This window comes from Paenibacillus antri (genome assembly GCF_005765165.1).
GTDB lineage: Bacteria > Bacillota > Bacilli > Paenibacillales > YIM-B00363 > Paenibacillus_AE > Paenibacillus_AE antri.
In genome coordinates this window covers 271,364-295,876 of the sequence record NZ_VCIW01000005.1, presented here as the reverse complement: position 1 = coordinate 295,876, position 24,513 = coordinate 271,364, and the positions used below count along the sequence as shown (strand labels likewise).

General features: G+C 53.5%; 21 protein-coding genes. 1 reads left to right on the top strand and 20 read right to left on the bottom strand.

The genetic code is table 11. The features are described 5' to 3' along the window. Positions 1–4: 4 nt before the first annotated feature. Positions 5–1,141, top strand: coding sequence for an extracellular solute-binding protein (locus tag FE782_RS10875; protein ID WP_238392431.1), 1,137 nt, complete (start codon positions 5–7; stop codon positions 1,139–1,141). Positions 1,142–1,183: 42 nt separating this feature from the next. Here FE782_RS10875 and FE782_RS10870 read toward each other — a convergent pair whose 3' ends face one another. The 20 genes from FE782_RS10870 to opp1B form a co-directional block, all read right to left on the bottom strand. Continuing rightward, a complete protein-coding gene (locus FE782_RS10870) occupies positions 1,184–1,681 on the bottom strand; it encodes an AAA family ATPase (protein WP_138194114.1) in 498 nt (165 codons plus the stop codon). A 16-nt stretch (positions 1,682–1,697) separates the two neighbouring features. Continuing rightward, positions 1,698–2,591, bottom strand: a complete 894-nt coding sequence (locus FE782_RS10865) for a haloalkane dehalogenase (protein ID WP_138194113.1) — start codon at positions 2,589–2,591, stop codon at positions 1,698–1,700. Positions 2,592–2,700: 109 nt separating this feature from the next. Beyond that, positions 2,701–3,162 carry a MarR family winged helix-turn-helix transcriptional regulator gene (locus FE782_RS10860; RefSeq protein ID WP_238392421.1) on the bottom strand — a complete coding sequence of 154 codons (462 nt, stop codon included), beginning with the start codon at positions 3,160–3,162 and terminating at the stop codon, positions 2,701–2,703. Between the two features lie 136 nt (positions 3,163–3,298). Then, the gene (locus FE782_RS10855) at positions 3,299–4,978 is read right to left on the bottom strand and encodes an S-layer homology domain-containing protein (protein ID WP_138194112.1); all 1,680 of its coding nucleotides are present in this window, start codon (positions 4,976–4,978) and stop codon (positions 3,299–3,301) included. Next, positions 4,975–5,715, bottom strand: coding sequence for a stalk domain-containing protein (locus tag FE782_RS10850; RefSeq protein WP_138194111.1), 741 nt, complete (start codon positions 5,713–5,715; stop codon positions 4,975–4,977). Before FE782_RS10850 ends, FE782_RS10855 begins: the two co-directional genes overlap by 4 nt. Positions 5,716–5,832: 117 nt before the next feature. Continuing rightward, complete coding sequence (locus FE782_RS33095) at positions 5,833–7,863, bottom strand: LuxR C-terminal-related transcriptional regulator (protein WP_158299337.1); 2,031 nt, start codon at positions 7,861–7,863, stop codon at positions 5,833–5,835. A gap of 196 nt (positions 7,864–8,059) precedes the next feature. Next, entirely contained in the window at positions 8,060–8,914 is an 855-nt protein-coding gene (locus FE782_RS10840; RefSeq protein ID WP_138194109.1) for an aldo/keto reductase, read from the bottom strand. A gap of 35 nt (positions 8,915–8,949) precedes the next feature. Then, positions 8,950–9,456 (bottom strand): hypothetical protein, encoded by a 507-nt coding sequence (locus FE782_RS10835; protein WP_138194108.1) that lies wholly within the window; start codon positions 9,454–9,456, stop codon positions 8,950–8,952. A 149-nt stretch (positions 9,457–9,605) separates the two neighbouring features. Further along, a complete protein-coding gene (locus tag FE782_RS10830; RefSeq protein ID WP_238392429.1) occupies positions 9,606–10,226 on the bottom strand; it encodes a helix-turn-helix transcriptional regulator in 621 nt (206 codons plus the stop codon). A gap of 56 nt (positions 10,227–10,282) precedes the next feature. After that, positions 10,283–11,458: an ABC transporter substrate-binding protein gene (locus FE782_RS10825; protein WP_138194106.1), complete on the bottom strand. Its 1,176-nt coding sequence runs from the start codon at positions 11,456–11,458 to the stop codon at positions 10,283–10,285. A 161-nt stretch (positions 11,459–11,619) separates the two neighbouring features. Then, on the bottom strand, positions 11,620–13,353 hold the full coding sequence (locus FE782_RS10820) for a Rieske (2Fe-2S) protein (protein ID WP_138194105.1): 1,734 nt from the start codon (positions 13,351–13,353) through the stop codon (positions 11,620–11,622). Positions 13,354–13,539: 186 nt separating this feature from the next. Further along, positions 13,540–17,730 carry an FIMAH domain-containing protein gene (locus FE782_RS10815; protein WP_138194104.1) on the bottom strand — a complete coding sequence of 1,397 codons (4,191 nt, stop codon included), beginning with the start codon at positions 17,728–17,730 and terminating at the stop codon, positions 13,540–13,542. 221 nt (positions 17,731–17,951) lie between these two features. Further along, positions 17,952–19,103 (bottom strand): enolase C-terminal domain-like protein, encoded by a 1,152-nt coding sequence (locus tag FE782_RS10810; RefSeq protein ID WP_138194103.1) that lies wholly within the window; start codon positions 19,101–19,103, stop codon positions 17,952–17,954. Between the two features lie 261 nt (positions 19,104–19,364). Then, positions 19,365–19,580 (bottom strand): hypothetical protein, encoded by a 216-nt coding sequence (locus tag FE782_RS32585; RefSeq protein WP_202914510.1) that lies wholly within the window; start codon positions 19,578–19,580, stop codon positions 19,365–19,367. Positions 19,581–19,664: 84 nt separating this feature from the next. Then, positions 19,665–19,814, bottom strand: coding sequence for a 50S ribosomal protein L33 (gene rpmG / locus FE782_RS10800; RefSeq protein ID WP_138194102.1), 150 nt, complete (start codon positions 19,812–19,814; stop codon positions 19,665–19,667). A 98-nt stretch (positions 19,815–19,912) separates the two neighbouring features. Beyond that, positions 19,913–21,088 (bottom strand): staphylopine family metallophore export MFS transporter CntE, encoded by a 1,176-nt coding sequence (gene cntE / locus FE782_RS10795; RefSeq protein ID WP_138194101.1) that lies wholly within the window; start codon positions 21,086–21,088, stop codon positions 19,913–19,915. A 23-nt stretch (positions 21,089–21,111) separates the two neighbouring features. Then, positions 21,112–21,855, bottom strand: a complete 744-nt coding sequence (locus FE782_RS10790; RefSeq protein WP_138194100.1) for an ABC transporter ATP-binding protein — start codon at positions 21,853–21,855, stop codon at positions 21,112–21,114. A gap of 3 nt (positions 21,856–21,858) precedes the next feature. Continuing rightward, positions 21,859–22,662: a staphylopine uptake ABC transporter ATP-binding protein CntD gene (gene cntD, locus FE782_RS10785; protein ID WP_138194099.1), complete on the bottom strand. Its 804-nt coding sequence runs from the start codon at positions 22,660–22,662 to the stop codon at positions 21,859–21,861. A gap of 6 nt (positions 22,663–22,668) precedes the next feature. Then, on the bottom strand, positions 22,669–23,562 hold the full coding sequence (gene cntC / locus FE782_RS10780; RefSeq protein WP_138194098.1) for a staphylopine uptake ABC transporter permease subunit CntC: 894 nt from the start codon (positions 23,560–23,562) through the stop codon (positions 22,669–22,671). Then, the gene (gene opp1B, locus FE782_RS10775; protein WP_138194097.1) at positions 23,563–24,495 is read right to left on the bottom strand and encodes a nickel/cobalt ABC transporter permease; all 933 of its coding nucleotides are present in this window, start codon (positions 24,493–24,495) and stop codon (positions 23,563–23,565) included. Between the last annotated feature and the right edge of the window lie 18 nt (positions 24,496–24,513).

Genomic DNA, 24,513 nt, shown 5'->3' with positions numbered 1-24,513 from the left:
CGAAATGACGACAATTCGATTGATGACGGACTTTCACCACTTGCACAACCTCATGGACGCGAAGGCTTCCTTCGAGCGCGATTATCCCGAAGTACAAATCGTTCTGGAGCAAGCGACCGACCATTACGAATTAATGCAAGCCTATAAATCGGACGAAGCTCCGGATATTATCGAATCCGGCGGGTGGGCTCTTTTCAACTACAAAGGCATGTTCGTCGATCTGCTCCCTTACGCGGAGGAGGTACCGGGTCTAATGGAGGATTTGAACTCGGGACTCATGCGAGTCGCTTGCAAAGACGGTAATTTGCCTGGATTGCCCGTGGATGTCGCGCTTCCGCTCATTCTGTATCGGAAAGACATGTTCGATGCCGCAGGACTCCCCTATCCGACGGACGATTGGACATGGGACGACATGATAGCCATGGCGAAGCAGCTCACGATCCGGGGCGAAAACGGGGTGGCGCGCCAATTCGGCTTCGGCTTCGGCGTCGATATCGAGGAGTACGAGCCCTTCGTGATGCGGAACGGAGGTCGATACTTGTCCGCTGACGGCTCCACCGCGCGAGGTTACGTGGATCAGCCAGCCGTTATTGAGGCATTCCGGAAGCTGATCGACGCCTATCGAGTGCATCGCGTCATCCGCAATCCTGGAGAGCCTTCGGAAGCAGGCGAGCTGCATCAAGGCTTCGCGATGATTTTCGGGTTTACCTGGTTTGCAGGCGGCGTCGTCATTCACGGGCTATCCGACCGATATGGCGTCGTCGGATTGCCGAATATGCCAGGCGGCGAGCAGTCCAACATGATATATATGGGGGCCGCAGGGGTAACGACGAAATCGAGGCAGCCGCGTCTCGCTTGGGAGTTTCTGCGACGCTACGCGTTGGACCGCCGCGAGCCTTTCCGCCCGGAATCGGCGCGCACGCTACCCGTCACTCGCTCTCTGGCGGACGCAAGCGGCATGACGCAGCACCCGATTTGGTCGCGTTACGTACAAGAACTGGATCGCGTGCAAACGAGCGGCTTCTACATCAGCGAGAAGTGGAACTCCTCCCGCCAATTAATCAATGAAGACATCCACCGGATGATCACGGAAGGCGCGGACGTCGCTCAAACCTTGAAATCTTGGACTCGATTTGCGTAATATTGCGAGGCCCCTTTTTGAAGGGGCCTCGTTTTGTTTGGGTCAAGTATATTGGAGTACCCACTCTTTTATCCGGGAGGCGACGACGGTTACATCCGTATCCGTTGTATCAATCGTAGGCATAGGCGGGTTATAAACCTCGTCGGCAATCTCAAGCAATCGTTTTGCGAAGTGTTTGTGGTTTTGTATTTCTTCGTCCGACCAATTTCTTTCGCGCAACCGTTTCTCGCGTGTTACTTCATCGCAATGTAGATTTATATAATACACATGCTTAAAGAAATGGAAATCCACGCACTTTTCAATATCCCAAGGCATCAACGTTCCGCATATGATAGTCATGCGTCCGCTTTGAGCAATGTTTCTTGCAACCCGCAGCCAAATATTCCGCATTTTCTCCCAATCATGCCCAATAAATTCAATAAGATGATCAGGGTCAAAAATATCATATTCCGGCATCATTCTCCGTAATTCCTTGATGACATATGTTTTCCCAGAACCGCTTGCACCCGTTACGATAAATAAAGGCAATTTGCTTTCCATCTGTTGTAACCTCGTTTCATGTGTTATGGCGGCAACGTATATCGTTCAGCCATATGGCAAGCGCTTCTCCAACTTTATCGGGTGCGTCTTCTTGGGGATAGTGGCGTCCCGGCACAGTAACTTCGGTCTGCGATGGCCATGTTCTGCAGAAATCGATGTGGGATTGAGGCAATAAGCCGGGATCGCATTGAACGAATAGTTTGGGAACCGTGCTGTGCGCCAACCATTCCCCGTTTGCGACGACAATCTCCGTTACATCGGCCGGATCTCCGTCGAACGGAAGTTGGCGTGCCCAACTGAGCATTGGACGGCGGCTTTCGCCCGGCGCAAGGAACGGTCGACGGTACTGTGCCATCTCTTCTTCCGACAGCTTGCGCAATATGTTGACCGGCAGGTTGAACTCAATGAACGAATTTTGCTCCAGCACCATCTTCTCTCCTTCGGGCGTCCGGAGCGATTGGAAGACTTTCCGCCCGTTCTCCGGCATTTCAACCCAACTGCGAGGCTTAATAATCGCCTCCATGTAAGCGATGCCTTTGACCGCGTCGGAATGGCGCTTACTCCAGTCGAAACCTAGTACCGCCCCCCAGTCGTGCACTACGAAAGTTACACGCTCGCCTACGTCAAGCTGTTCGAGTAACTTGTCAAGGTAGCGGCGGTGTTGGACGAAGGTGTACGCGTGAGGCCCGCTCTCCGGAAGCTTCGCGGAATCCCCCATTCCAATGAGATCGGGCGCAATGCAGCGGCCAAATTTCTTGGCGTAAGGAATAATGTTGCGCCAGAGATAGGAGGATGCCGGATTGCCGTGCAGGAAGACGATTGGGTCGCCGCTTCCTTCCTCCACGTATGCCATCTCCGATTCGAATACTTGTATGCGTTTTTTTTCGTAAGGGAATGCCTCGTTAATCATGTTTCATCTCCCTTTTGATATTGTTAGGTCATATTTTGAACGCGCTAACTCGATAGCGCCCAAGTCGACAGTTGTTCCGTCAAGTCCGTTCTCCCGTATCCGCTGATCATTACGTCCCCTCCTGCTCGGTTAGATTGCGAAGCACGATTTTCAGCAAGCTCATTAACAAGTCATACTCTTCGTCGGTCATCCCTTTCCGCGTTTTGTTCTTAACGCGGGCCAGCGCTTCCTGCACCCTAGGTACCACCTCGCGTCCGGAATCCGTCAAATAGAGCAAATGATAGCGGTTGTCGGCAGGATCGGCTTCCCTCCTTACATAACCTTCTGCTTCCAGCTTGGTAATCGCTTTGGCTGTCGTTGTTTTGTCGATGAGCAGGTTCTTGCTTAACTCCTTTTGGGTGATGGGTTGCCGGAACGCTATCGCCATTAGAAAAATATACTGTCCGCTTCCGATTCGATATGGTGCCAACTCGGATGAGATCGCCACCTGCATGTGTCGGTAGATGGCCGAGATATATTGACCGTGCGATTCCGCTGCGCGCTTGTCATCCTGCCTCCAGTGTTCGCTCACATTATTCCTCCCTATATAGGATGCTATTGCAACTAATACAACAATACACCTAATAGGTTGTTATTGCAACTAATTTCTTGCGAAAGACCTAACAAAGAATAGACGGCCGATAGTCGGCCGTCGGGTTCGTGATTTCTTATTGAATTTCCAGCATCCGGACGATGGCTGCAGCGGCTTCGGCGCGGGTCGTCTGCGCATGCGGCGAGAATCGCTCGTTCGGCAGCCCGCCGACGATAATAATGCCGGTCTCCTGCGCCGCGTTGACGGACGGCTTCGCCCAGTCCGGGATGTCCGCGTCGTCGGCGAAGCCGGTGCTCCCCGTATCGACCGCAAGACTACCGGAAGCGCGAACGACCATCGCGATCATCTCCGCATGCGTGATGGTGGCGTTCGGCCGGAACGTGCCGTCTTCATAACCCTTGACAAGGCCGAGCGCTACGGCCTTCCGCACCGCCGGAACCGCCCAGTCCCCGATCATGGCGTTATCATCGAAGGCGAGCGGCGCCCCTTCCCCTTCCGGCTGCAGTGCGCGTACCAGCATGCTCGCAAACTCCGCGCGTGTGACGCTGCCGTCAGGCCGGAACGTGCCGTCTTCATAGCCCTTGACAACGCCGTACGACACCGCCTTCTCGACTTCGATCTTCGATGGATGCCCCGTGAGATCAGGGAAGTCGACGACCGGAAGCACGGGCGGTGTCGGAGGAGAGGCATCCCCTACGACCGTTACGATACAGACTGCGGTAAAGCCGCCGACCTTCGTCGCGGCGGAAATTCGCGCGATACCCGGCGATTTGCCCGTCACCTTGCCCGAACCGTCCACCTCGGCGATATCCGGACGGTCGCTGCTCCAGAGGACGGTTCGGTCGGGCGCGTCGGCGGGCGACACGTCCGCGAGCAGCGTCTGACCCTCCCCGACGAGCAGCGCGACGGACGTCTGATCCAGCCGGACGCCGCTCACCGCAGGCGGCAACTCCTCCGTCGGCGCAATATCGAATTTACCCAAATAATCGGAGATGTTCGCGCTGAGCTCCGGATCGATTCGATAGATGTCGAAGTTCCCCGGCGGCTTCTGGATAAGAATCGGAACGTCCTTCACGATCGCATCGATCGGCCGGATCGGCGCCTTCGTCTTCACCGTCGTCCAGACGACCCCGGGCCGAATATCTTCCGGCAGGTCGTAGCGGTCGATTACAGGCGTGAGCGAGTATACGTAGATCGTGCTCTTGGCCGTGTTCGTATCTTTATCGACGTACGTAAGCGGACCGATATGATCCGTCGTGTTCGGCACGTCGAACGTCTTGTCGCCGTCGGGTCCGGAGCGCACGATCCGGTAAGAAGACTCCATGTTGGCATTGTCGCTCCATCGCAGCGTCACCGTCCCGTCGTCGTTCGGCGTCGCCTTGAAATCCGACGGATCGCCCGGCTGAAGAATCGGGATCGGACCGATCGTCTTCTCCGAATACGTTCTCGATCCGAGCAACGGAATGAAATCGACGCTTACGCGGATGTGCGCCGACGTCACATTCGGGTCGATCGGCAAGCTGAACGTTACCCACTCGGCGTCTTGCAACGTTAAGGATTGCCAATTGAGACCGTTATTCGTGGAGTATTGGTAAGAGGAGACGAATTGCGTCGTCTGATGCCGGTCGCTCGTAAAATTCGCGGAATACGGAAGTCCGGCGATCAGATAGTTTTCGTCGAAGAAAATATTGAACTGCGTGACGACAGCCGCGTTCGCCCGCGGCGTCGGCGCCGCGAAGCCGAGAAACAGCAAGCATGCGAGCGTCAGAGCGAACGCTTTGCGGACCGCGCTCATGGACTCGCCGTCTCCCCGTTATCGAAATACGAAGTATCCAGAATTCGGGCGTAAATATACGGATTCAGGTTCGGGCTTTGCACATGAATGCGGATTTTTTCCAACCCTTCGACGTTGAAGCTCATTCGCGTCGAATCGTCCTCAGGGCTTACAGTATGCTTCTCAAGCACCGTATCGGCGGCGTTCCCCGCTAAGTCGGACGCATTGTAAAGCGAAACATCGACCTCGTGTTCGCCGGGGCTGACGACGGCTGCATCCAGAACGAGGCGCTTGTACTTCCGGTCGATCGTGAAGTAGACGTCGCCGTACTGGTCGATCTTCAACACCTCTTGATAAGAGACGCCGTTCACCAGCGTGTCCGCGGAGGCGCGCGATAGAATCGCATAAATATTATCGATTTCCATCGGCGCGGCGAAGATCGGCGTCTTCGCCCCGGGCTTGGATCCGATATAAATCGTCTGCGCGGCGGCGTCGTATTCGATCGGAATTTTGAGCGCCTCCGCCAACGCCCGGGCCGGCAAGTAATTGGCCCCTTCGTAGTAGACAACATTGAGCGCCTTGCCGTTGGCATCCGTCGGCTTCCAACGCTCCCCGTTCAAGACGAAAGAAACCCCTCTGTTAAAAAAAGCGTTGATCGGTTCTAAGTTTACCGCCGCGTAAGCGGAGCCCAAGGAGCTCGTCAACATGGCGGCGCAGAACGCAACCGTCAACACCGACTTTTTCCGGAACGACCGCATTCCCGATTCCCCTTCCCGTTACGATTCAGAACAACCTAAGGGTACCAGCGTTCCGAGCCGGGCGACAGTATCCGAAAGGTGTATTTTCGCGTTGCCGCGTAGCGGAAGGGATCGAGTCTAGGTTCGTTCCCGAACTTTGTTCATCAATTGGATCCGGTTTTTCACCTGCAGCTTGCTGTAAATATTATTAACGTGTTTCTTGACCGTCGCCTCGCTAAGAAACAATTCCCGCGCGATTTCCGCGTTCGTCTTGCCTTGCCGCAACAGCTCGGTCACTTCGCGCTCCCGCTTGGATAGTTGCTGCCGAAGCGCATCCGCGGCGGCTTGCTCCTGCATCCAACCGAAGGAAGCCGTCATTTTCCCTAAGTAATCGAGCAGCTTCCTGCCTCTCGTATCCAGAGCGAAGTACGGGGTGGGCATCTCGTCGTCGTAATCGCGATGAAATACGTCCTTCACCGGTTCGAAACCTAGGCTTAGGAATGCGTTATATAAAAACGGGATCGGCGGCGAGGTGGTCACGACCAATCCGGCTGGAAGCATAGAAGAGATGAATGTAAGGCCCGCAGCTTCCCGCATGGCATCGTCGCCGAAATCGGTCACGTCGATCGACGGGATGAAATATCCGGCGGCGGCCTCCCGTTGCGTTCTTAGCTCCTTAAGCATCGGTTCGGACAGGCTCGCGAAATACGCCCGGGAAGGCGGATGCGTCAATAAGTAGTCGAGCGTCCCTTCATGAATGGGGATCAGGACCGCCATGCCGCATACGTTCCCATGCGCGTCGCGGATCAGCTTCACGATGTTCGAGTCCAATTCGAGCAGCTCTTGCATATAAAAGTGCGCAAGCCAACGCTTCCCATCCTCCGCCTTGATCTCGTATTCGTATCGTTCGTTCGACTCGGGGTCGGTCTGGACGATGCGAACGTCCTTCTCGCAGCGGCGCCGGTTATCCAGAAATCGTTCGGCTTCGAGCCGGTTCGAAGCGTGAACCGGCTCCAACGTGAAAACCGCGGCATGTTGATAAAACAACGTGCGGATCAGTCGATCGCCGATGTAATACACCCACTCCAACGTCTCCCACGCGATTGATGCCTTGGCGGAAGCTCTTCGAATCCGGAGGTAATAATGAAGCACGCAACGCTTCCAAAGTTTCTCGTAGTTATCCGGAGCCCGATGACGCAACTCGCGGGCGACGGCGTCTCGCAGCAAGTCGTGCATGATCCACCCGCGGTCGGTTCGGCGGAAGAAAGAGTACCCGACCAGTTGTAAAAATCGATCGGTCGCCACGTCCTTTTCCAATACGAAGCTCAGCAGTTCCTGGTTGAAATGCCGCAGCACCGCGGCCGCCTCCACCAGCTCGCGGATGTCCGGATCCGGCACCTCCTTCAGCCAGGTCGAGACGACATACGGGAAAATATCCGGTTCGTTCGATATCGGCCGCGCGTCTGCCGACCGGGCGAGCATCGTGGATGCGAGCAGCGAAAGCGTAAGCGGATGGCCTTTGGTTTTCGCCCAAATCAGCCGCAATGATTCATCCCCTTGGATCCCCGCCCGTTCCAGATACGTCTTTACGGCGTAGTACTGCAAATCCCGAAGCGGGAGCCGATAAATCGTCCGCCCCCAAGTCGGCGAAGAAAGCCATTCGCCCTGCAGCGGCAATCGCCCCGCAATGACGATGCGCGTTCCGTCCGGGAGGCTGGGAAGAAACTCCTCCCGCAGCCATCCTTCCAGCTCCCCGCAGGCTTCGAACGTATCGATCGCGAGGATCAGCTTTCCCGGAGCGGCCGCTTGCCGCAGAAGGGAGCTGCATTGCTCCTGTGCCGAGCCGATCTCCGTAATCTCGCGATCCGGTCGGGCTAGCAATCGGACCAAGTACGAGTAGAACCCGGAAGGATTGCGCGGGAACGCGAGGCCGTCCACATACAAGAAGGACACCTTCGCATGTTCGGTAAGGCTGCGAAATTCGTCCAGCAAGTAACTTTTCCCTACGCCGCCTGTTCCGTACACATTCAAGATTCGCTCCTCCGGATCTTGCGAAGACAGAACGTCAAGAAACGCTTGGATTTCTCGTTCTCGACCTACGAGCGAGCGACGCTTCGTTCGCTCCACTGCATCCGCCAACAGGCGGGACGAATTCTCCTCCATGGACATTGCGCGTCGGTCACCTCGTCGCATTGGGTCTTAGAACAAAAGAAGAGCGCCTCGGTTAGATCGGGCTGCGTCGGGGCATGCCCCAAAACCCGTCATGGAGGTCGCTCTACTTTGAATTGTAAGGCACAGCCGAATGGAAAACAATCCTTCGCGCAGCCTACTTGAGTTCGGTTGAAACGTCTTTCGCCTTCCCACGCTATCGCCGATCGATCGGGAAGTGAATCTCAATATCATTAATATCTTCTTTTTGCAGCTCCCACCCCAACGCGCCAAGATTATCGACGATGTGTTCCTTGTTCGCCGCTTTGGGGATTGTTATTAATCCTTCCTGCCGTAACACCCAGTTTAACGCCACTTGATATGCAGTTTTTCCGTACTTTGCTCCTATGGAGTCCAACGCATTTCGTTCCGGCGATCCGATCTTGGGAAATCCTTTCATCCCAAATACGCCTGGTGCATATCCGAATGGCGAATACCCCATAATCGTAATCCCTTGTTTTTTGGCAAAGGGCAACACGTCGCTCTCGATGCTTCTATCGTTCAAATGGTATCCGACTTGATTACAAACCAAAGGGACTTTGCCTAAGTGATGTTGAGCCTCTTCCATTAAATCCGTTGAGAAATTGCTCACCCCGACATATTTAACTATGCCCTTATTCACTAATTCAACCATTGCCCCCATCGTTTCTGAAACATCGTACTGATCACTCGGCCAATGCTGTAGATACAAATCAATGTAGCTTGTCTTTAATCGATCTAAGCTTGCCTCCGCCGCTCTAAGGACACCTTTGTACGAACAATTTTTTGCAGAGACCTTCGTTACAAGGAATACATCGTTTCTAATATCCTGGATTGCCTTTCCGACGACTATTTCCGACCCGCCGTTTGCATACTCTTCGGCAGCGTCGATTAAAGTCAGCCCATTTTCTATGCCGAAACGTAAGGCTTCAATTTCGTCCTTTTCCCGATGCTTATCCTCGCCGAATTTCCAAGTGCCTTGGCCTATTACTGGAACGCTTATTCCCGTATTGGCTAGTTTATGCAATCGCATGACAACCCCCCGAGGTCTGCAAAAGTAGCGTTAGGTTATAAAGACTTGATAAATAAGAAAACTGGGGCACCCATTACCAAACACGCACCGATTTTTGCCATAAACAAATAGAAATCGGTCGGCTCCAGGTTTTCTACATAAAGATTGAAGTAAAACAGGTTACCGTTCGTTGTATGCTGCTCTTCGTAAGCCGCACGGATCAAATCGTTCGCCAAATAATATTCTTCGCCGGGCGTAAGAATTCGGGTGTCGTCAATGTACCTAGTGGCCGGCGTCACCCATTCCCCTTGCTCGTCATACACCATGTACATGCCGGTAAACCGCTCGGCTGTATACGTTTTACCGCTCGGATAAGTGATGGATAGCCGAGAGTTGCCTTCGCCTTGCATGCTTCTTATCCTATAATTTTCGCCCTTGATCATGACTTCCTTGCGGTCCCCATAAGAGGTTACGGAAACTGGAACGGGCACACCGCCGCCAAGTGCCCGGTATGTTATTGTGTTCCCCGCTTCCGACTGCTTTGAATATTTCGTTTGATCCAAATAAAACACCGGTGTGGAACGTACATCCTGAAAATGCCCGCTGCCTCAAACATAACGGTAATCAGCCACCATTTACCGTGGCATTGAGGTCTTTTCGATTGCGAAAAGAGGTGTTCCAAAAATATGCTTGGACATAACTCCCGCTACGCTCAGCGCAAGTATGACTGGCCGCTGTATCGGATCGATTCTATTCGATCGAGGCGGAAATGCTCCACCTCGCCGGATTGCTCGCACCAAGCGATCACGGCCACATACGCCGGCTCCACCCGAGAATACGTTCGGTACGGGTGAATGTCTACTACATGCTCGCCAGAGTTATCGGCGTAAACGATGCGCAGCTTGTGGCCGCGATCGATCGCCCGATCGACGTCATGCTTATGCTGCGCCGTCTTGGCGTCCACCATGAACGCAGGCAGCTCGCTGTCCTCCGGCTGGTACGGGACGAATCGTTTGAGCGTCTGCACGACCCGGTCCAACCCATCCACGTATCCTATCGATTTAACAGCTTCTTCGTATTTGTAGATGAGAAAGTTAACGATACGAATATCCGTCTCCGTTAAAAATACAGAGGGCAAAATATACGCTGCATCGTTGTATTCATAGCCGCGGCGCCTAGCGTTGTAGCTCATGGGCGCGCGCAGCGAGTCCTGCAAATACTCGATATCCCGTCCCGCCTGCCGCACCGATATTTCGAAATGTTCCGCCAACGCTTTCGCATTCGGGAAGTTCCCTGATCGAATTTGCTCATCGAACCACAGGATGCGGTGCATATTGCTCACAGCCGTACGCCCTCCTCTCGCTTCCGATTACGCGCCTGCGACCGAAACTACCACCACTCGAACCGGACCGGATCGAAGGCGGGCAGCTTCGGCGTCCGGCGCGCCGCAGCTCGCAGCACCTGTTCTACATCTTCGGCATGCTCCATCGTGCGAAACGTGTCGCGGAAATGGAACGCAGGAATCATATTCGGCCACTGATACGCGCTCAGTCGAGCAGAGCGCAGCTCACGCAGAAACGGAGCATATAACGCGTCCGTCGTCTGTCCGCTGTGCTCCGCCGCCGTATCCGAAACGGCCAACTTGAGTACCGACCACAGCTTGCCGATTTCGCCGCCGGGCGCAGTCAGCTTGCGCAAAAACGCCCACGCCAGTTCTCGCTCCGGGCATGACGGCGAAATACCGTAGCCGTACACTTCAAACAAATTCGGCTTCCCCGGATCGCGCGGAAACCCGGCTACTCCGAATTTCGCCCGCTGCTCCGCCTTCATCGGCCGGATCGCCCAGTTCGCATCGAGGTACATCGACATTTTGCCGTGAATAAAGCAGTCGATCCACGAATCGCGGCCGACTTCCATGCGCGGGGACAACCCTTGGTCGATCAACCGCAAATAACTACGAACCCCTTCGATAGTAGCTTCGCTGTTCAAGTAGCCGTCCAACGCCGTCCCGTCTTCCGACAAAAACGCTCCGCCGCGATTCCAGACGACCGGTTCGACGTAAATCATGTAACCGAAGCTGGCGAACGCGCCATAGCGCCGGATATCCCCCCGCTCATCCCGGAGCGTCAAACGCTCCGCCGCATCCGTGAACTCTTCCCACGTCCAGTTTTCTCCCGGATACGAGAGCCCCGCTTGGTCGAAATGGTCCCGGTTGTAAAAGACGCCGAGCGTATCGGCCATCACCGGAATCGCTCCGATCCGTCCGTCCGAGTGCACCGCCTCATGAACGCTCGGGTAGTAGTCGCCCATGTCGATACGATCGCGCGCGATCAAATCGGACAAATCCGACAACAGTCCGCCGTCCAGACATTGTCCCATGTTTGCCCCTTCCCACTCGACAATGTCCGGCCCGTTCCCTTCCGCCAACTGCCGCCGCATCGTCTTTCGATCCGGCGCAAACTCCAACACGATGGCGACGCCTGGATGGTCGTTGCGAAACTGCCGCGCCGCCTCTTGAATGACCGCCATCCGCTGATCGTCATGCGTCGCAATTCGAATCTGCATCGCGTACCGCCTCCCTGTATGAATTGACTTACAGCCTCAGTATACCGAAGGCGGTCGGACATATCGTGTCCGACTAACCAATAGGATCCAATTCTTGTCGCGCACCAAGAAACGGGTCAAGTTCTTGTCGCTTGCCCAGACAAGAACTTGACCCGCACCGTCTACGCTTCTTCGAACAATTTCTCGCCGCGATGGAGCCGCCATGCAATTTTCGCCGTGTGAGGCGTCTCGCGGGAAGTCGGAGCATGCGCCGCCAAATAACGAGTCATCGCAAGAATCAACGTTTCGCAGGCTTTCTCGGCGAAAGCGCCCGACTCGGAAGCCCAGTGGTCATATTCCGCCGCGGCCGCCTCGAACATTTGGAAGGAGTGGAATTCCGCATCCTCTCGAAGCAGCGCATGACCCAATACGTTGAACAACGGCTCAGGCTTTCCGCCGCCGCGCAAATAACGGATCGCCCACGCCGCCGCCGGCGCCACCTGCTGCTGCTTGTCGAGAATATCGAGCAGCTCCTCGGGATGCGGAACTTCTTCCGCGGCGCTAATGGCAGACGGTCTCGGAGCAGGCGGGATGTTCAAGAACCGGTCGAGGTAAATCGTAGCCGCCGTATGGAAAATGCCGCGAACCATCCATGGATCGGCGGAACGGATCAAGCCCTCGTGAACGGCGTGAGCATGAGTAAACGTATGCAGTACCGAAATCCAATCTCCGAAATCGTTTTGCGTATGGAAGCGGACGATCCGTTCCGCCGCTGCCAATGCGGAAATTTGCGCGATGCGCACCGGAGAAGTACCGCCGAGTAAAGCTTCCTTCAACACGCGAACCGTCTGCAGCGGATCGTCTCCGAGCAGCGTTCGGAGCAGATCTTCGTCGTCGACGACTTTCTTTCCAGAAGAAACTCCCATACTAGATAGCTCCTCGAAGGCTTCTTTCAAGGGCTGAACCAAATCGACCGGAGACTGCCAGCTGTGAAGCTCTTCACTGCGCGAGGCGTCTCCGAACATCGGAACGAGCGAGGCGAGGACATATTTACGTTGCTCTTGCCCGACGTGTTTTAAGCTTTCGAACGCTTTATTATGGAAATCCAGCGCGTGGCCCCCGTTAATGTAGAAATGGTCCGTCGCCGCCATGCTCATCATAGAGAATAATCGCTTCTCATCCGCACCCTTCTGCATGGCTGTTAGAAGCACCCGTTCGGCGCCGCGCGTATCCCGAACCTCTATGCAATCGCGGTACCATGTCGCCAACCGTTCTTCGGAGACGCTTGTATCAGGGAGCGGATCGAGCAAGAAGCGCGTTCCGCTTCCGGCCGAGTCGCGCGCCGTATGCAGCAATCCTTGAAACAACGCAAGGATACGGCCTTGTTTATCTAGTTTGGGCAATATGTTCGCCATCGCGGTCAGAATCGTCAATCCGGATCCCCACCCTTGTCTGCGCTGCTTAACCCCGAATTCGATTCCGATGGCGGCGATTTCCGTTTCCGGAACGCCGGCCTCCAGTAATCCGACGATGGCCTTGGCTATGACGAGCCCGATATTTTGCTCTAGACCGTTCTGCAGGCGGTCTTTATACATTTTTACTTGATTGCCATTCCGGGAGTTAGGATTCACCCAGATCAAACCTTCAAGAACGGTCGAGTCGTGAACCGGAACATCGTCCGCCCAGGGGTCGAGCGTTCCGCCGCTGCATACGTCGAACCGCGCATGATGCCAATGGCACGTCACAATTCCATTGCATAAGCTTCCCATGTGAAGCGGAAAACCTAGGTGAGGGCACCGGTTGTCGAGCGCATGCACTTCATCCTCATGATAGAATACTACGATCCCACCCTTGATCAACTTGGGCCCCTGCTCCCGGAGCTCTTCTACCGTACCCGCCTGTATCCAACCGTTCATGTAAACGCCTCCAATTTCAGTTATCATGTGCGCCCCTTGGTTATACAATATAATATTTCGCACACTTTTTAAATATGTATATTCATAAAGTCGAAACTTTCTATTCGATTGCATTTCATTAGAATAGGCAAAATCAAGAGAAGGAAGCCGTCAAACTCGGCTTCCTTCCTCGTTAATACATCAAGTTTATTCTGACCAAATTGCTTTAAGCGCCGCCACGTCCTCTTCTAACGTGGCTTTAGCGACCTCTTCAACGGCGGAGTTCTTCTCCGGATTGTTCAGATGCTTTACGAGATCGTCCAAATGTTTATAAGACTGTTCCATATTCCCCATCTCTTTATGATGAAGAGCTTGCTCTAGGTTTGCCCGGAGCTGTTGCGCCAAGGCATGTTTCAATTGCCCGTCGCCTTCGTAAATATCGATCCATGCCCGAATCGACTCTGCGCTAACAACGACCTGGATTTCTATAGGTGAGGTCGTATACTTGACGCCTTGGCTCACCGCCTCGGCCCATACTGCAGCCGTACCTGCCGCTCTGCCGGTAACCGTCCCGTCCGGCGCAACATCGACAACCATGGGATCGACGGTTTTGTACTCGATCTCGGAAAACGTTACATCCGCCGGCGTCTCTAAACTTGTGATACCGTACACGGATAGCGTGACGCTCTCTCCGCGAATCGTTTCCGTATTATCCGCATGAAGCGCTACGTCCCGTAATGTGACAATCGCCAAGTCGAACTGAACCATTGCCGCGTTCAATGCGTCCGTAGCTGAACGAATAGCCTGCGGGTCGTCATATAAGGCGCTCTTTACGTTGTTCGCTGCATCCCAGGCGTTCTGCAACGCCTGCTTCGGCGCGATCGGCACCTGCCCGATCTGTTCGCCTGTCGTTGTCGCTTGGAGCTTGTTTCTTGCGGATTTTAACGCAGTAAGCAACTCCATCATATTTTCACCGTAAGGCGGCGTATATTTCCAAAGATCCGAGCTATTGTCGGAAAAATAAAACGACCCATAATCATCGCGCTGCAAATAGTTTCCATAGTTCCCGTTCAGCAGCATGAACTCCATCGTTTCCGGCTTCACCATAAAAAATTGACCTCGGGATGTACCATACATGTTTCCATCCAGTCCTGGCTGCAAAAATCCATAGGTCCAGACCGTGCCGCCTTCTTTATACCGGCGCAGCTTGGCGATGCTCGACACAATCTTTCTCGAGGCAGAGTCGAACGTAAAAATATGGTCTTCCGCCACTCCCCAAATCAATCCGTCGGGTCCGACGTTTAAACCTGTCACTCCTTTGCGCCCCTGGACGGGAACCGTTTGAAACACGACTTCCCGGATTTCCGGGTCATAAATGAAAAGCTTTCCTTCCTGCTCCGCCGGACCGCTCGTTCCAAGCCCTCCGAAAATGGTCGTGCCTCCATACAGCAGCCCGTCTTTATAGAGCAGCGATACGATGCTCTGATTGGGAATCAAATTCCCCATGACTTCCAGCTCGTCGGACTGAAAATCGTAGACGGCCAATGCGCCTTGCAGCGAGCTTGGAACCGGCACATTCCCGACGAACAGTTGATCCCGGTCCTCCGCATACTGCATCGCGAACGGACGGTCCTGTGCGTACGGCCTTAGATCAAATAGCTGGGTCGGATTGGATTCCGACCAAGGCAACGTCGGATCGAAGTCTAGAATTCGGGACCCGGCGTAGGCACCCAACAGCATATGTCCGTCGCGTATCGCCGACGATTCGACTTGACCCAGTGTATTCGTCTCGGAGAGGCTTCCGACAATAGGGTCATATGCCGTGAACCCGGACATATACCCGGCCACGTAAATTTTTCCATCAGGACCGTTATGAATGCTTTGAATCAAGGTTGGCGCGCTATATGAAGCAGGCTTTGCATGAGCGATTCCGGTTGCAGCGTTGTAGTATTCAATATTTCCGTGTCTTCCGGCGGCTACAAACGTAAGCCCCGGCCAATCGGGACTGCCCAATTCAACGAACTTCCCGTCCCAGAAATTCGTTCCGCCCTCCACTCCCGTCACCTTTTCGAAAGAAACGGTTCCGGAATCGTATACATAATAATCGGTGTTATAGGAAAATAATGCGCGGCCCGGTTGATCGGGAACCTCGATCGCCCTTTCGGAATGGATATCCATGCCTTGAGGATCGTAATATTCTACTGCATCGTCCTCGGCGCGAAGGATAAGGAGATCCCCATTCGAGAACTTCACGAACAAGCGATCCGCGGCGAAGGATATTCCGTACGGCCAAGTATACGTATCCCCTCCTCCAGGAATTCGTCCCGCAAGCAGCTCTTCCATCGAACCGTCCGAACTCCTTTTGAATACGCGGCTCTTCGTCCCTCCAACCCCAACATATAAGACGTCCCGACTCGCGTCGTAAGCCAACGAGCGGACATACCTCTGTTCAGGGTCCGGCTGCCCTAGATCGCGGATCACCCCTTCGACGGGATCATACTCAAACAAGCGCCCCCCCGGGTACGTCCCCGCATACATCTTCCCGTCCGCTCCCGCTGCTAACGAAAAAACATGCGTCTCATTCCCGAAGCGCCCCAAATACTCAAAGTCTTTCGTGCCGGGCGTATACCGGTATAATCCCCCGTCGTAATGCGTCCCGATATAGACTCTTCCGTCCGTAGCGATTTTCACCCCCCAAGCGGCTTCAACGTCGGGCAATGGGAAGGATCGGAGCACCTCCCGCGTCAGAGCGTCGATCACGGCGAACGTGGCCGGCACCTCGCCCCTTCCTTTGAACAAGGTGTAGATAACGGCGAGTTCATCCTCAACCCCGATCGCAGCGTCTTCGTTAATCATTCCTTCCACGACAGCTCCGATGTTCTCGAACGTACCGATCGGATTCAGTTCCACGCGCACGGCGTCGGAATATCCCCTGGCCCTTCCGGTGGAGGAGGAATAAATCAAGACATTAGCCGTCACCGCTCCGGCGGGGACTACTGCAGATACGGCGCTTTTTGCCCAATGTCCGTCTGTTGGCACCATCCAGTTACCCGATTCTGCAATCATAGCGCCGGTTTCATCGAAGAAGCGTGCATAAAGCGCCAAGGATCCCCTCTCTACCTTCTGCATGGCGGAGACGGAGTAGCTTACACCCGGTTCCACTGGAAAATGAGCGCTCTCGAAGCCCAGGAGCGAGGTGGCGCTGTTATCGTCCAGAAGCAAGCTCCTTGCTCCTTCGTACGGATTCGCTTGGGATAATTCGAACGACACGTTCTGTTCCCCCGCTCCATACGTCTGCGTCCAGTCCGAAGGAATCATTCGAACCGCATCCGACTCAAAGCCTTCATTCCCGATCGAAGGCGTCGTTCGGACGATTTGAACGGCATCGGCAAAGCCGCGGGCTCTGCCCGAAGCGGAAGAATAAATGAGAATCCTTACAGCTTCTGTGCCGACAGGCGGCGTGAAGCCGATCAACTGATTCTCCCATGCATTGTTCGACACAAACTTGCCCGTTTCTCCGATTTTGACGCCCGAGGAATTATAATAACGCGCATAAATACCAAGCGCCCCGCGATCTACTTTCGTCATTACCGATAATGAGTAGTTCACGGAAGGAATGACTTTGATCGCAGCGCTTTCAAAACCAAGCCCAACCGCAGCGTTGTTGTCGTCCAAGAGCAGACTCTTGGTCCCTTCATAGTAGCTGCTTGAAGAAACCTCGTAATATACATCTTTCTCCCCCGTGCCGAACACTTGGGACCAACCCGGGATCGATGCCCCTGTTTGCGCTCCTTCGAATCCGGCATTCTCAACCCAAGGCTTAAGCTCTACATGTATTGAATCAATATAGCCCCTCGCTCTTCCGGAAGCCGACGAGTACACGAGGACTTTCGCTGTCGCTGCGTCGTCGGGCACAAGGCCGCTTATTTCGCTCTTTACCCATTCCCCGCTGACTGCGGCTGTCCACATCCCTTTCTCGGCAACTTTATCGCCGGCTTCGTTATAAAGTTGAATATACATTCCGACCGAACCCCGCTCCACCTTCATCATCGAGGATACCAAGTAGAACATGCCGGGCGACACCGGAAATGGATCGCTTTCAAAACCCAATCCAGCGGAAGAATTGTTATCATCGAGAAGTAACGATGCCCCTCCTTCATAGGGATCCTCATTCGAGAGCTCGTAATGTACATCTTCAATTCCATCGCCAAAAACTTGGGTCCATCCGGGAATGTTAAATTCCTCTACGATAGATTCAAACCCTGCATTCGGCACTTGAGGAGGTGTCATAGCGCTGGCGTCGGCTGCTGCGGTAGACCCGGGATGCCAGGTAATCCCCACGCTAACGGCAAGAGAAATGCATATCATTCGAATAATCAGACTTCTGATAATAATCAACCCCCTTAACTGATTTACATCTGACTCATTTAAAGTCTATATAGCAACTTATACCATGTCAATCCCACAAAAAAATAACAGCTTACGAAAAATGATCGCAAGCTGTTACATGGAATATTGATAAGAATCATGCCACTTCCCTTTTGCAAATAGATGCTCACGCAAATGCCCTTCATCGGTCATGCCGGGGCGGTCGACTGCTATTATTCCTTCCGGTGCAACTATTCAACAATCCATCCGCCTTGGGAGACTTGATAGGTAAACAGATCGTCGTCGAATTCTAGTCCGAATCCCGCTTTCGGCGGAACGTAAAACTTCCCCTCTTTCACGGAATACGCGCTGGCGTCCATCCCATGGATCGTAATGTCATCCCATTCCACGAACTGAAACCCTCTGATGGCGGCCGATAGATGCCCCGTTGCATAAATGCCGTAGGCGTTCCCATAGCAATGAGGCGCCGTAAACAAACCATGTTCATCCAGCTTGGCGCCGAGCTCCAGCCAATGGGTAAAGCCCGGATGGATAATGTCGTATTGCAGCACATCTACGTACCCTTGCGTGGCCCAATCGACCAAGCGCGGGGAGGCATACCCTTCTCCATCCGCGATCAGCACCTTCTGATCCCGTTCCTTCAGCCACAATTTTAAGTCTTTGTACAATTCATTGTCCTCGTGGAACATTTCTTCGATCCAATACAACCCGACGCCCGATAAAGCGGTCAGCACTTGCTTTGTCAGGTTGAGATTGTACCCATTATTCGCGTCGATCATCAGTTTGCCGTCCGGGCCGGCGACTTCCCTGACGCCCTCCACGATCGCGATATCCCGTCTCGTCCCCTCCGTCAGCGGCATATGCATCCCGCCGCGGCCGACTTTGATTTTGAAATGACGATGACCCTTCGCGTATCCTTGTTTGGCTTCTTCTTGAATGAGCTTTACCGCATCCTTGTCGTCGGTAAGATGCAAATCGTCGAAGTAGAGAGAAGTGTCGTAACATGGAACGGCAAACCCGCCAGGGGACGGACTGCTTGTTCCCTGGACCAGCTCGTACACCGGTTGATTCCACCTGCGTCCTAACCAATCCAATAGCGGATATTCGAGACCGATTCGATAAGGCTCAAGGATGTTCCCGTTCTCGCCGAAGAAGCCGCGAACGTTCCTCCCTTTCCACTTCTCCGCCTGTTCTTTCGTGATATGCGAGGCGCCATACGCCGTCTTACCGTCGATCGTAATTCGAACGAGACTCACTTCGCAGGCTTTGCCGTGAACGCCTAGTCTGGCGTTCGCCCCGGCGCTGCGCGCCCGTTCCCCATGAAGCTTTGCGAATTCGATCTTCTCGACGACCCAATCTTTATCGATCCCTGCCAGATTCATTATCGATCCCGCCCTCGTATATGGTGACCAACGCCCCCATTATAACCCATATGTAGGATAAGGTGGAGCGTAAATCGTGTCATTCTTGATTCCGCTGATTCAAGCGCGTACTGTCGAGCGTATCGCGCAAGCAAGAAGCAGAAGGATCGGTTGTGCGCAATGAAAAACGAAGACAGGTCGTACCGATTGCGTTCGGGTTCATATGTTATAAGAATTCGGTGTCGCATTCGATCCATCGGGTACTCAAGAAATCGCCGCGTTTCATTCGAATGGATGATTGTAAACATAGGCGTACAAAGAGTGATCCTCCGGGTCATCCTTAAGGCTTACCCCAGCGCAAGAAAACTCGGTGATTACGTTAATGCTCCTTATATACTGCAGCGACGGAAGCAATTCCTCCTCCCTCCGAAGCCAGAGGCGAGCCGCATGTCGGCTGATCGTCAACTCGTCGCCGGACAACGGATGATGAGATGTCATAACCGCTACCTCCCGTATTACTACTTAATAAAAGAAGAGCATTCGGTCCATATTCGGGATTCGAATGCTCCTAGTTTTTGATTTTTACCGCGTTTCGCGATGGATCGTATATTTTTTCAAACGCGGACTGTACTTTCTCATTTCCAAGCGCCCCGGGTGCGTCCTCTTGTTCTTCGACGTCGTGTAATTCCGATCGCCACATTCCGTACATGCCAAAGTAACGATGACTCTCAAGGGTAATCCCTCCGATGATTTATAACATATTCCATAATTTCCGAGTTCGACACCAACGTCGTTTCCATGAGTTTCATCGGGTCAATAGTTGCATAAAACTACATGTCGTTACGCATGTAGGCGAACCCGATCACCGACACGCCGAGAATGGCGCATACAGTGTACATAAACGAATACGAACTGAGGTCGGCAATCGGACCCATAAGGATCGCCCCCATCGAAACGCCCAAATCCGCCGTAGCGATGAATAACCCGATCAAGACGTTGCGGCTGGCCTGCGGCAAAACAAAAGATAAATATGTGGTCAGCGTCGGATAAAGAAGCGCTTGAGCAACCCCCATGAGCGTAGCCCCCGCATAGAAGAAGGCGACGCCCGCCGCAGCCGAATAGCTTACGCTTTGCGCCGCTAGGGTCAGTAGAAGCATCACCCCCATGACGTAGCGGGAATGCCACTTCCCGTCGGAAGGGATCTTCTTCCTTAGGAAGAAACGGGACAAAACAATGACTCCCGCTTGAATCATTAGATAGACGCCTGCGCTTCCGTGCTTCACCTGCTCCGCGTACAAAGGAACGAAGGTCGTCACCGCGCCGAATACGACGGAGGCCGTCAACATCAGGACGCTGCATCGGAACAAGTGCGGGTTTTTGAACAATTCGCCGAAAGACTTCGCCACCGACATTGGTACCTGCCCCGCCGGAACCGCTCTCGCTTCCGACTTGTTCCCGTCCATTTTCGCGGTGAACCCGACTACGCCGGTTCCGACAGCGATCGCAACCATCGCAAGAGAAAATCCATATGGGCCCCCATTTTGCCACATGCCTAGCGCCAACAACGGACCGAATATTCCAGGCAAGTAAGAACATAAAGAATACATGGAGATCCCTTGAGATCGATCTTTGTCCGGTAAAGCGTCGATAATGCCCAACTGCAGCGCCATCGAGAAAAAAGCCGTGCAAATTCCTTGGAGAACTCGAGCCGCGAAGTACCCCTCTAATCCGGTAAAGCTGTATAACATTAAGGCGAAGGCGTTAATTAGCAATATCGTACGCAGTACTTTCATCGGTCCGTACTTTTGGATCCAGCGCCCTGCCGACGGCCGAAAAAACATCGTTGTGAACAAATACGCGCCCATAATAACGCCGATCGCTGTATTGTTAGCGCCCAGAGACTCGCCCTTTAACGGGATCATAACGTTCAGAATCGCATTCGCGCTGAAGTACAAGAGGGTCAATACGTATAACCGCAAAAAAGGCCAAGATAGTGCTCCTTTCACCCTTGAGGCTCCTTCCGTCATCGTTACGTAATCATCATCTGCAACAGTTTTTTTGCATACGAGGATTGGACATTCTTCAGCTCTTTCACGCTAACGATCTCTTCCACGCGTCCGCTGCGAAGGAACATCGCTCGGTCGCATAAGTAAGCAGCCGCCTCGATATCGTGAGTGATAAAGATAAACCCCATCCCAAAGCTATTCTTTAAATCGTTTAGCAGTTCTAACACTTGAATTTGTACGGATCCATCCAGCGAGCTGACGGCTTCATCGAATACGATGCAACTCGGTTCGGCGGCAACGGCTCTCGCAATGCACACCCGCTGCGCCTCCCCTCCCGACAGCTCATGCGGATACTTGTCCCGGTAGGAAGGGTTTAACCCGACTTGGCACAGAAGGGAATCGATTTTACGTTGCATGTCCGATCGTTCCCGCCGTTGCATCGACAATGGCTCGAGGAGCGCTTTCTCAACGGTGTAATATGGATTCATGGAAGAAGTGTAGTCTTGAAATACGGCGCTGACGTTCCCGATTCTCGTCTTCCGATCGCTTACGCTTTTCCCATTGAATCGAACCGTTCCTCGATCCGGCTTCTCAATCCCCAAGAGCAACCGACCTAACGTGGACTTCCCGCTTCCGCTCTCTCCGATGACGGCTAAACATTCCCCAGGCTTCCACTCGAAACAGATATCGTGAAGCACCTGCTTTCGTTCTTGCGAAAACAGCCCGCCTACGCGATACCATTTACTGACGCGATCAACGCTCAGCACCGTCTACACCCCCATAAGTCGCTGAAAATGTTGCTGCAACGCCAGCTTTGTAGACACTAAGTAGCGAGTGTACTCATGTCTTGCGTTCCTGAAGATTGCCTCGCTCGTCCCCTGCTCGACGATGCTTCCGCCCTTCATTACCAACACTTCGTCGGCGAGCTTTCGAACGACGCCTAGATCGTGCGAAATGAATATCATCGCGTTCCCGAGCCGTTCCCGTAACCGGATAAACTGTTCCACGACTTCGAACTGAGACACCGTATCGAGGGCCGTCGTCGGTTCGTCGGCGATGACGACGTCAGGCTCCAGGACGATGGCCAGTGCGATCATGACCCGTTGAAGCATGCCTCCCGACAGTTGATGCGGATAAGAATTCATGATGTCCAGCGGATGTTTCAGCATGACGGTTTCCATCGCATGCTTCATGTTTTCCACGATGTCGCTGCGGCTCCAGTCGAAATGTTCGGCGAGCGTTTCCTTGAGATGGACGCCTACGACGCATGAAGGGTCGAAAGCGCGCATTCCATGTTGTAAAATCATGCAAAGCCGTTTCCCCCTCTTCTTCCTCATTTCTTTCTCCGGGAGCGCGGCGAGGTTCTCTCCTTTGAAGTAGATGTCCCCCGCCTGAACGAGTCCCGGTTTGTTCAATCTCATGATCGCCCTGCAGGTTGCGGACTTCCCGCTCCCGCTTTCCCCGACGATCGCTAAACAGCTTCCTTGTTTTACTGCAAATGAATTCCCCGGAATGATCACCTTCCCGGTGCTTCGTTCCCAAACCGTAAGATTCTCGATTTCCAAAATATTCAATGTAACCTATGCCCCCTCTCTTCTTTCCAACTTCCCGACTTGAACTGAAAACCATCCTCGAGGTTTCCGTTTCGCAGCCATTAACTTGGGATCTAACGCAACTTGAAGCGCATCGGACAAGAAGTTGGTGAAGCATACGACAACGATGATCGCGAATCCGGGCACAAACATAAATTCAGGCTTTGAGAACATAACCGCTCTGGCCTCGTTTAACATCATCCCCCACTCCGCATTCGGAGCTTGGATACCTAAACCTAGGAAAGAGAACCCCGAAATTTGAAGTACCATCGTACCGAAAGAACTGCTAGCGATGACCGCGATATCGGGAAGCGTCACCGGAACAAGATGCCTCAACATAATTTTGGCATCGCTAACCCCAGCGATTTTAGCGAATGTAACGTAGTTCGCTTCGGCATGCTGCATGACGGAAGTGCGGATAATCCGTGTAAACCAAGCCCATTTGAGTATTAGAAACGCAATTAAAATATTCTCGAGGCCTACGCCCAATATGCCGATAAGGGCCAGGGTCATAACATAGCCGGGGAACGAAAGCATTACATCACAAATTCGCATCAAAACGGCATCCGTCGTTCCTTTGAAATATCCCGCAAGAAAACCCAGGGCGGCTCCAAGCCCGACGGACAAGACAAGCGCAGCGAATACCCATAACACGCTGGGGCGAATACCGTAGATCATCCGGGATAAGATGCACCGCCCCAAGTGGTCGTTCCCTAGCCAATACTCCCATGAAGCCGATGCGTAGCGAAGCTCCATATGCACTTCGTAGGGATCGTGCGGCGCGAAAACCGGAGCTAAAATCCCTAGGATCATAACCGCGCCAAGTACACTGAAAGACATCGAAGCTAGACGATCTCTTAGTACGTTTCTTAAGAGTGCCATCTACAGATCATTCCTTAATTTAGGATCGAGAGCCGCGTTCAAAATGTCGGAAACCGTGTTGAACAGGACGAAGGCTGCCGCCAAGACGAGAACATACGCTTGGATGATCGGAAAATCCCTGGCGAGGATCGAGTTCACGCTAAGCGTTCCTAGCCCCGGCCACGCAAACAGGTTTTCGACTACGACCGTACTTCCGAGAATGATCGGGACCGCCATGCAAAAAACCGAAACGGCTACTTGCAGCGAATTCCTTATGACATGCATCATGACGGTTTTCTCCGGCAACCCGCATGCCCTGCAGTATAAGACATAATCTTCGTTCATATTGCTCAGCACGGAACTACGAACGATCCTGAAGTAAATGCCTGCATAGTTGACCGTGATCAAGACGACCGGCAACAGGTAGCTATTGAACGAGTCCATCCCGCTGGTCGGCAGCAAATCAAGCTTTACGGAGAAAAACCAAATCATTAGCGCTCCTAACCAGTACGTCGGCATCGAGGTTAGAACGAAAGACGCGCTTCTCACCGACCGGTCGACGAATCTCCCTTCCCTCCAAGCGCTGGCAACCCCAAGTCCGATGGACAACGCAATGATCGCAACGAGCGAAACGAGCGTCAGCTTCAACGTGTTCAGAAGTGCCGGCCCCAACAACGACCACACCGGCTTTCCCGTCACATAAGAATTTCCGAAATCAAGCTGCAGGCAGGAGACGAACCAGCTGACGTATCGAACGAAGAAAGGGCGGTCCATGCCGAGCTCCGCCTTGGTTTGGGCGATCAACTCTGCCGTAATCTTCGGCACGCCTTGCGCATGCAATACGACTTCGACCGGGTCCATGGGCGATAAGTGGATGAGAATGAACGTGAAGAACGAAGCCGCCAAGAACAACGGAATCGAAAGAAGAACCCTTTTGAACCTATAAAAGCTCATCGCTATCCTCCATCCGCA